4 protein-coding genes are annotated in these 9,552 nt (G+C 72.7%); 1 reads left to right on the forward strand and 3 read right to left on the reverse strand.

The annotated features are described in order from the left end of the window. Positions 1-31: 31 nt before the first annotated feature. Positions 32-1,123, forward strand: a complete 1,092-nt coding sequence (locus AUL34_RS08785; protein WP_061933307.1) for a spore photoproduct lyase family protein — start codon at positions 32-34, stop codon at positions 1,121-1,123. Between the two features lie 16 nt (positions 1,124-1,139). Here the strand turns inward: AUL34_RS08785 and pbpC are convergent, their stop codons facing one another. The 3 genes from pbpC to AUL34_RS08800 form a co-directional block, all read right to left on the reverse strand. After that, on the reverse strand, positions 1,140-3,212 hold the full coding sequence (pbpC, locus tag AUL34_RS08790) for a penicillin-binding protein 1C (RefSeq protein ID WP_061933309.1): 2,073 nt from the start codon (positions 3,210-3,212) through the stop codon (positions 1,140-1,142). 2 nt (positions 3,213-3,214) lie between these two features. Continuing rightward, the gene (locus AUL34_RS08795; RefSeq protein ID WP_061933311.1) at positions 3,215-8,698 is read right to left on the reverse strand and encodes an alpha-2-macroglobulin family protein; all 5,484 of its coding nucleotides are present in this window, start codon (positions 8,696-8,698) and stop codon (positions 3,215-3,217) included. Between the two features lie 268 nt (positions 8,699-8,966). Further along, on the reverse strand, positions 8,967-9,552 hold a 586-nt coding region (locus AUL34_RS08800), incomplete at its 5' end, for a methyl-accepting chemotaxis protein (protein WP_244492497.1).

Below are 9,552 nucleotides of genomic sequence, written 5' to 3' on the forward strand. Positions count from 1 at the left end.
AACGCCTGCCCCCGCCGCTGCGTTGGTGCGGATGCTGCACGATCCCGGCCCCGCCCTTCGTCCGCCCCGTCTCTGGCGGCCGAAGCGCGTTCTGATCACGCCGTCCGCGCTCGGGCGCGAGCACGGACGCTCCATCGCCGAACGAATGGCGCATCTCGGCATCCCGGTCGAACGCCTTGCCTCCGACCGCCTGCCGCTGGATCGGGCGGGCGACCCGCGCGGCACCTATGCCGGGGCGAAATCGACCCTCGCGGTGGTGGTCGCCCCGCCCTCCAAGCTGAAGCTTCAGCCGATCGCGCCGAGCGCCGACTGGCGCGTCGATCTTGCCGAAGGGTGTCCCGCCCACTGCAGCTACTGCTACCTCGCGGGCTCGCTGAAGGGCCCGCCGATCACGCGCGTCTATGCCAATCTCGACGACATCCTCGGCGCTTTGCCCCGCTATCTCGGCGAGGGCCTCGTCACCTCCCGCAGCGCCGCGCGCGCCGGGGAGGGCACGACGTTCGAGGCCTCCTGCTACACCGATCCGCTGGCGATCGAGCACCTCACGGGCTCCTTGTCCTCGCTGATCGCCTGGTTCGGACGGTGGGACGCCCCGGTGCAGCTGCGCTTCACCACGAAGTTCGCGGCGGTCGAGCCGCTGCTGGGGCTGGATCACCGTGGCCGGACCCGGATGCGCGCCTCCCTCAACCCCGCCGCCTTCGCGCGTTTCGAGGGCGGCACCGCGCCCGTCGGCGAGCGGCTCCGGGCCCTGCGCCGCATGGCCGACGCGGGCTACCCGATCGGCCTGACGATCGCCCCGATCATCGCGGCCGAGGGTTGGCAGGAGGCCTATGGCGAGCTGATCTCGGACATCGCCGCAACGCTCGGCGATTGCGCCGATACCGCCGATCCGACGATCGAGCTGATCACCCACCGTTTCACGCCGGGTTCGAAGGCGGTGCTGGACAGCTGGTATCCCGGATCCGACCTCGACATGGGCCCGGCGCGGCGGCGCGAGAAGCGGACGCGCTTCGGCGCCGTCAAGCATGTCTACGACGCCGCGACGATGGCGGACCTTCGGCGCTTCTTCGAAACCCGGCTTGCGGCCGAGCTTCCGCGCATGCGCATCCTGTACTGGACCTGAGCGCCGGCCGGCCGCCCTATTCCACGAAGACCCGGGTCGTCGCCGCCCCGCCGACGGCGTCCACGACGGAAATCTCGACGAAGCCGGGCTCGCTCGGACGCCAGGCCGCCTGACGCTCGAAGAGACCGGTGAGCGTCGCATGCCCATCGACATACCAGGTGAAGGGCGGGCGGCCGTTGCGCACCTTGAGGCTGAGGGCGGAGGATGCGCCCTCCGCGATGCCGAGCTCGATCCGCGCGGCGTTGGGCGGAAACACGATCTCGGGCGCATCGCCGCGCGCCGTCGGTCCCTTGGGCTGGAGATGCCGCATGGCGGGCGGCAGGCGCGCGGTGCCGGCCAGGATGCCGGGCGGCGGGCCGGGGAGGGGGACGGGCGGGCCGAGCCTTGCGAAGACGTCGCGCATCACGGGGACGGCCGCGTCCTGGCCGACGAGGCCCGGCACCGGCGCGCCGTCCGGACGGCCGAGCCAGACGCCGACGACGTGGCGCCCGTCGAAGGCGAGCGTCCAGGCGTCGCGATAGCCGAAGGAGGTGCCGGTCTTCCAGGCGATCGTGCCGGGCGGGCCCTTGGCGGTCGTGGGCGCGCCGGCGAGGATCGAGGCGAGATACCACGCGGCCTGCTCGGAGAGGATGCGTCGCGCCGGCCCGGCCGCGAGCGCCGCGTTCGCGTCGATGCGCAGGGGTTTTGCCAGCCCGCCATTGGCGATGCCGGCATAGATCCGCACGAGGTCCTCCAGCGAGATGCCGAGGCCCCCGAGGCCGATGGCGAGGCCCGGCAGCGTGCGGTTGCCGAGCTCGAGGCTCGCGCCCGTCGCCCGGATGCGGCTGACGAGGCGCGAGGGGCCCACGGCCGCGAGCAGCTCGACGGCCGGCAGGTTGCGCGAGAGCTGCAGCGCGCGGCGGGCGGTGAGCGTGCCCTCGAACCGGCCGTCGAAATTGCCGGGCGTGTAGCCCGCGAACGAGGTCGGCCGGTCGTCCATCAGGGATTCGGGATGGGCGATCCCGCGCTCGAAGGCGAGGCCGTAGATCAGGGGCTTCAACGTCGAACCCGGCGAGCGTTGCGCTTTCGTCAGATCGACATAGCCGTCGCGGCCGGCGTCGAAGATGTCGGGCGAGCCGACCGAGGCGAGGATCTCGCCGGTCGCATGGTCGGCGACGACCACCGCAAGGCTCTGCGGGCGCGGCAGCGTGGCGGCCTTCTCCCGCGCATAGGCTTCCAGTCGGGCCTGCAGCGCGGCGTCGATCGTGAGCCGCGCGGCCGTCTGGCCGCGGCGCTCGGCGAGGGCCCGGTCGCGCGCCTGGCTTGCCGCGTGGGCGGCAAGCATCGGCATCGCGCGGCGGCGCGTCGGGATCGGCTCGCGCTTCGCCCGTTCGACCTCCGCTTCCGGCAGGACGTCGATCGCGGCCATCCGGTCGAGCACCCGGTCGCGCGCGCGCCGCGCCCGCTCGGGTTCGAGGTCGGGGCGCAGGCGCTCGGGCGCCTGGGGCAGCGCGACGAGAAGCGCGGCCTCGCCGGCCGTCAGGCGCTTCGGCTCGTGCCCGAACCACACGAGGCTCGCCGCGCGGATGCCCTCGACATTGCCGCCATAGGGCGCCAGCCGGAGGTAGAGCGACAGGATCTCGTCCTTGCCGAGCGCGCGCTCCAGCGCCAGCGCGCCGAGGAACTGCCGGCCCTTGGCGGCAAGGCTTCCCGTCGGCAGGCGTTCGGCAAGGCGGGCCACCTGCATTGTCAGCGTCGAGCCGCCGCCAATGATGCGCGCATGACGGACGGAATCGAAGGCGGAGCGCATCAGCGCCACGGCGTCGATGCCGCCATGGGTCCGGAACCGCTTGTCCTCCCACCCTTCCAGCATGGCGAGGAAGCGGGGATCGACATCACCCGCATCGGCCGCCATGCGCCAGCGGCCGTCCGATGCGGCGAAGGCGCGCAAGAGGGCTCCGTCGCGAGCCTCCACCACGAAGCCGGTCTCCGGCTCGGCGATGACAGCCGCGCGGGCAGCGATGGCCCGCTCGGTCCACCACCAGCCACCGACGCCGGCCGCAAGGAGGACGGCGCCCGCCAGCCCCGCACGGACGAGGCGTCGTTGCATGGTCAGCGCAGCGGGCCGACGACGGACACGCGTCCCTCGTCGGTGCGCCCGCGGCGCTCCGGCCGGTACATGTCCTCCACGATCGCGGCGGGATGGACGAACTCGCCCGGCGACAGCGCCCGCACGATGTAGGCGAAGCGATAGCGCTCGGTGGAGCCTTCCGCCTTGTTCACCGCCACCAGGAACCGGTCGGCGCGGAACTCGGTGTGCGCGGCCTCGCCGGTCAGTTCGAGGAAGTCGAGCGCCGCCACGTCGCCGCCCTTCAGGATCGACGGGTTGTCGATCGCCAGGCCCGCCGGCAGCGGATCGTCGATCATCAGCCGCGCTGCCGCCTTGTCCACGGCAAGGACGTCGATCACGGCGACGAGCCGGTCCCCTTGCGCGATCGCCGATGGGTCGGCCTCCTCGCCCTCCAGGGTATAGTAGGTGCGCGCGATCTCGTAGCCCGACGCCTCGGCGGGCGGCGCGAGCGTCGGCACGCCCGCGATCGTGACGGCGGCCGAGACCGGCGCCTCGCCGCGGTTGCCGATGGTGAGGCCGGAGGCCAGGCGCGCGGCGTCGAGCGTCTCGGAATAGCCGCCCTCGCGCGGCGCGCCGTCGACCTCGAGCCGCGGCGGCTGCGACGCCAGTGCGGCGTGGGCGGCCAGCAGCGACCAGACGTCCTCCTGCGTCGAGGTGTATCGCTTGGCCTCGCGCTCGCTGCCGACCTTGGCGAGGAGCGGCTGGAGGTCGACGCCACCGACGCCGGTTTCCAGTGCGAGGGTCGCCACCGCCGCGCCGTCGCGCAAGGGCGTGCCGTAGTCGTCGCGGTTGGCCAGGTCCGCACCGCTTGCGGCGCGGCTCGCGGCAAGGCGCATCAGGGTCTCGGCACGCGCGGCATCGCCGTAGAAGGACAGAGCCGAGGCGAGCTGCGCCTGAGCGAGCGGCGTCCGGAAGGCGGGTGCCTCGTTGTCCGCGGTGTAGCGCAGGTCCCCGATCGCCGCCCGGCCGTTTCGCGCGAGCACGTAGTAGGCATAGGCCGCCTTCGACCAGTCGGGCTGGTCGGGCAGATAGGCGATCTGGTTGGCAAGGTTGTCGAGCGCGAGGGTGAAGCCCTCCGCCGGCACGTCGTAGCCCGTTTCCCGCGCGCGGGTCAGGAAGTCCGTGACATAGCTGTCGAGCCAGAGATCGCCGCCGCCGGGCGCCCAGAGCCCGAAGCTGCCGGCGGAATCCTGGTTGGCGAGGACGCCGCGGATGGCGGCCCCGACCCGTTCCGACACGTCCTGCGTCCCCGGCAGTCCGGCGGCGAGCACGGTCTGGTCGAGGTAGAGGAGGGGCAGGGCGCGGCTCGTGAGCTGCTCCGTGCAGCCGTAGGGGTAGAGGTCGAGCGCCGCCACGACGCCCGCGACGTCGAACCCGCCAAAGCGCGTCACCGACACGGTGGCCCGCCCGGTTCCCGGCTGGATGTCGGCGAGGATGTCGGGCCCGAGGTCCAGGGAGCCGCCGGCCGCGATCTCGAACCGGCTCTTCTTCACCTCGCGCGGCTGTATGGAGCGCACCGGCAGGGTGAAGCTCTTGGTGAGCCGCTCGCCGCCGGGCGTCATCAACGCCAGCTCCATCGCCGCCTCGCCGGAGGCAAGCGCCTCGACCGGCACGAGAAGCCGCGCGCGCCCGTTCTCGGCGAGTTCGAGGTCGGCCTCGGCATTGGCCTCGACACGCAGCGCCTCGCCTCCGCCGGACAGCGACAGGTGGACCCGGCCTCCCGGGCCCTTGACGTGGTTGAGGTCGATCTGGATGCGCGAGCGGTCGCCGGGGCTGAGGAAGACCGGGCGGCTGACCTGCGCCACCACGGGATCGCGCACGAGAACGTCCCTGTTCGCCTCGCCGACGCCCGACTTCGACCAGGCGACCGCCATGAGCTTCAGCGTGCCGTTGAAGTCCGGCACGTCGAGCGGGACCGTGGCGCGGCCGTTCTCGTCCACCGTGACGACGCCCGAGAAGAGCGCCACGAGGTCGTCCATCGGCGGCGGGCGCGAGCCTTCCGCCCCGGCGTCGCCACCCGAGCGCACCGAACCCGGCGCCCCCTGCATGCGGTCGATGAGGCGCGAATACAGGTCGCGGATCTCGACCCCGAGCCGCCGCTGGCCGAAATAATGGGTCTGCGGCGAGGGCGGGTCGAACTGCGTGATGTTGAGGATGCCGACATCGACGGCCGCGAGCGTCACGTAGGCCGTCTCGCCCGGCTGGACGTTGCCGAGCGTGACGCCGACGTCGAGCGTCGTGCGCGGGGCGATGCGCTCGGGCGCATCGAGGGCGACGGCCAGCGCGCGCTCGCCCGGCTCGACCCCGGCATGGGCGAGACCCAGCGCGCGCCCGGGCATGCGCTTTTCCGCGAGGTCCATCGGCCGGTAGAGCACGGCCGCCACATAGGCGCTCGGGCCCCAGTCGCGCGTCACCTCCAGCTGGACGTCGCCGCCCTCGGCCGGGATGTCGGCGGCGACGCTGGCCACCACGCGCTCGTCCATGACGAGCACCTCGGCCTTGCCGGCGAAGCGCGGCTCGATATGGACGGTCGCGGTGTCGCCGACGCGGTAGCGCGGCTTGTCCAGCGAGAGCTTCAGGATATCGGGCGTTTCCATCGAGCTCGGGGCGACATACCAGCCGGCCTCGAAGGCGACGCTGGTGGGCAGCGCGTCCGGCGCGGGATCGGTGAGCACGAGCTCGTAGCTCCCCCAGGCGACCGGCACCGTGAGGCGGGTCGGCGCGTCGGCCGAAACCGCGAGCGTGCCGCTGCCGACGCGCTCGCGGCGCTGTGTGGTCTCGTAATTCCAGCGCCCGCTGACCGAGTACCACTGGAAATCCGTCGTCACCTTGTTCAGCACCCAGCCGACGTCTGCGCGCGCGATGCGGCTGCCGTCCGGGCCCACCGCGATGATCTCGAAGCCGCCGTCCGAGTTCTCACCGAGCGCCCCGTCGAAGAGCGGGCGCACGCCGATGCGCGTCTTGGTGCCGAGGAGCGGGCGCGTCTGGCTGCGCTCGACCGGGCGTCCGCCCGCGTCCGTCACGCGGAGCTGGACGGAGGCCTGGAGGGGCTTCGTCGTCACCGGCGCTTCGAAGGGCGCAAGAGCGACCGCGGCCGTGCCGTCTTCCGCCGTCGGGTCGGCCTCGAAGGGCAGGCGCGTGGGTGTCGGCGCATCGTCGCTCAGGCCGAAGCGGTAGCCGGGATAGGCGGGGAGGCCGTCGGTGGCGCTCAGCACCGTCTCGCCGGAAAGCCCGAGCCCCGCCGCCGGCGCGCCGAAGAGATAGCGGACCGCGACGTCGAGCGTCGGCGGTGCGGCGGGGTCGATCGGCGTCTCGGGCAGCGCGAGGTCGAAGTCGATCTTCTCCGGCTCGAAGTCCTCGACGCGCAAGGAGGTGGAGGCGATCGCGGGCTGCTTGGGGTCGGTGTGGAGGGCGAGCGTCCAGAGGCCGCGCTGCGCCCCCTCCGACAACACGAGGTCGAGGGCGAGACCGCCGGCCTCCTTCGCCTGGACGAGGATGCGGCGGTCTTCCACGCCGTCGGGCCGCATGAGGATCGCGGTCAGCGACAGCCCGTCCACCGCGGCGCCGCGCCCGTCGCGCATCAGGGCGGTGAGGTGCACCGTGTCGCCCGCCCGGTAGATGCCGCGCTCGGGCGTCACGAAGACGTCGAGCGCCCCGGCCGGCTCGCGGCCCTCGACGCCGCGGTCGGTGAGGTCGAAGGGCGAGGCGGTCATGTCGAGAAAAGAGAAGTCGCCGTCCGTCCGGGTCGCCATCAGAAGGGCGGGACGGTCGCCGCCCGTGCCCTTGAGAAGGCCGGGCGCCAGGCGCGCATGGCCGGCGGCATCGGTCTCGGCCGTCCCGAGGATCTCGTTGTTGACGGCCACGAGCTCGAGCGTCACGCCGGCCAGGGGCTCGGCGGAGCCGAGCGAGCGGGCGAAGATGTGGAACCCGTCCTGCCCGGCAAAGCTCGTGAGACCGACATCGGTGACGACGAACCATTGGGTCGCGGGCGCCTCGTCGCCGGCGCGCGCGTTCTTCGCCTTCGCCGACAGGATATAGACCCCCGGCTTACGCTCCGTCACGATCGCCGCCACGGGAATGGCGGTCGTCACTTCCTCGTTGGCCGTGCGCTTGACGTCCACGGCGCCCGACCAGACCGTTTCGCCGTCGCTCTCATTCACCTCGTCGAGCGTGTAGGTGTCGAGCTGGCCGAGGAAGCGGCCGGCGCCGATCGTGCGCGCGAGCGCCCGGTCGCCGACGCGCAGGAGCTTCGCCTCGATCGTGTCGGTGTTGATGCTGGTGACGGGGATCGACGCGTCGCCACCGCCCGGCAGCACGTAGGCGTTGCCCGACAGGCGCACGGACGGGTCGCGGTCGCGCACGTAGACGGACACCTCGACGTTGCGGGCGAGGGTCTCGCCGCTTTCCGACGGAATGCCCTTGCGCGCGACGATGCGGTAGCGGACCCCGTGCGTGACGCCCTCGACGCAGATCTGCGAGCCGCTGGCCGAGACGGGCAGCGTGCCGCCGCCCTCCACCTGAAGGTAGTCGCCCGCCGCCTCGCCGGCCGTGATCGACGCGCTCAAGGCTTCGGAGAAGTTCAGGCAGATGCGCGGCGACGCCGCGTTGTTGTCGACGGTGTTGTCGACGATCCGGAAGCCGTGCTCGGCGATCGCCGCGTCGAGCCGCGAGCGCGCGTCCGGCCGTTCCGCGACGCTGAGCGAGGCGCGCCAGATCCGGATAGCGTCCTTCCAGTTGTCGTCCGCCGCAAAGCCTCTGGCGAGGAAGTCAAGCGCTGCGGCCTTCTCGCGGTCGTCGCCGGCCGTGAGATAGGCGTTGATGGCAGCGGGCTGGCGCAGACCCCTGGCGTCCTGAGCGGCTTGGTAGTCGTCGGAGGTGAACGACAGGCTGGCGAGGCCGAGGCCGAGCCAGGCGCGGCTCGACGCCGGGTCGCGGCGAAGCGCCTCGCGATAGGCGGCCATCGCCGCGGCGAAGTCCCGCCGCTCCAGCGCCGCGTCGGCCTGCGGCCACAGGGCTTCGCCGGCGGCGATTGCGGCGTCGCGCGCCTCCCCGGCGAGCCCGAGGCGGAAGCTGCGGGCGGCATCGAGATCGAGGCCGGGCAGTTTCCCGAGCTCGGCGCTGCGCTGGCTGTCGCGCGCCTGCGTCTCGGCCGGGGTCGCCGCCACCGCGATGCGGCCCGACACGACACCGACCGCCGCACGCAGCTCGCCCGCTTCGCTCTTCAGGAAGCACCAGCCCTTGGCCGTGTTGAAGGTGAAGGCCTCGCACTGGTTGTCGGAAAGGCACGCCGTCTCGCAGAGGTTCTGGTCGGCATCCTTCAGGATGTCGTAGTCGTGGCCGTAGTAGTCGGCATCGGGGGCGGGCACGATCGTGCGCTCCGCGACCTGCGCCTGCAGCGGGGCCGGGGAGGCGGCTGCCAGAAGAAGCCCCAGAACCAAGCCCGTCAGCATCCGTGCGGTACGCATCGCGATCGCTCCCCCTGTTCCCGGCGGGAGCCTAGAAGAGGAAACCCCTGCGCCGCAAGCGGGCTGACGAGGGCTTTCCTGCGGAATGCCCTGCCGCGGTCACGCGCGCGAAGAACCGCTGCGGCGTCGCTAAGTGCGCAGGCGGGGTTCGCCGCAGCGCAAGTCGGAGCGATGGAGGCGCGGCAAGGCCCGCCGCGGTGAACCGGGCGGGCCATGCTGCCTCATGCGAACGGAGCGCCGTCGAGCCGGCGGCTCGTGTTCCGCCGCCTCAGAACTCTTCCCAGTTGTCCTGGAGGGTTGCGAGGGCGGCGTTGCCCTGGGCGGTGGGCTTCATCTGGACAGCGGGGCGCGGGGTGGCGCGCCGGGCGATGCCGGCCGTGCGCTGGTGGGCGCGCTCGCTCTGGCGGGCATGGTTGGCGGTGGCCGCCGTCCGGAACTCGGCGATCAGGCGGGCCAGCTCGTCCGTCTCGGACGCCAGCGTCTGCGCCGCCGCCGTCGCCTGTTCCACCATCGCCGCGTTCTGCTGGGTCACCTTGTCCATCTGGTCGGCCGCCGTCGACACCTCGCGCAACGACACCGCCTGCTCCTGCGCCCGGCGCGCGATCTCCGACACGACCCGGCTGACGTCGCCGACCTCCACGATGATCTCCGACAGGCTCTTGCCCGACGCGGTGACGAGCTCGACGCCCGACGCCACCTGGTCGCCCGACGCCTGGATCAGGTCCTTGATCTCTTTTGCCGCCTCGGCCGAGCGCTGGGCAAGGCCTCGCACCTCCTGGGCCACCACCGCAAAGCCCCGGCCCGCCTCGCCGGCGCGCGCGGCCTCGACGCCCGCGTTCAGCGCCAGGAGGTTC

It is taken from the genome of Aureimonas sp. AU22 (assembly GCF_001463745.1).
Lineage (GTDB): Bacteria > Pseudomonadota > Alphaproteobacteria > Rhizobiales > Rhizobiaceae > Aureimonas.

Bases quoted from the DNA above. Each gene is read 5' to 3' on its own strand.
- AUL34_RS08785 (WP_061933307.1), top strand. From the start codon at position 32: ATGCTGCACGATCCCGGCCCCGCCCTTCGTCCGCCCCGTCTCTGGCGG.
- pbpC (WP_061933309.1), bottom strand. From the start codon at position 3,212: ATGCAACGACGCCTCGTCCGTGCGGGGCTGGCGGGCGCCGTCCTCCTT.
- AUL34_RS08795 (WP_061933311.1), bottom strand. From the start codon at position 8,698: ATGCGTACCGCACGGATGCTGACGGGCTTGGTTCTGGGGCTTCTTCTG.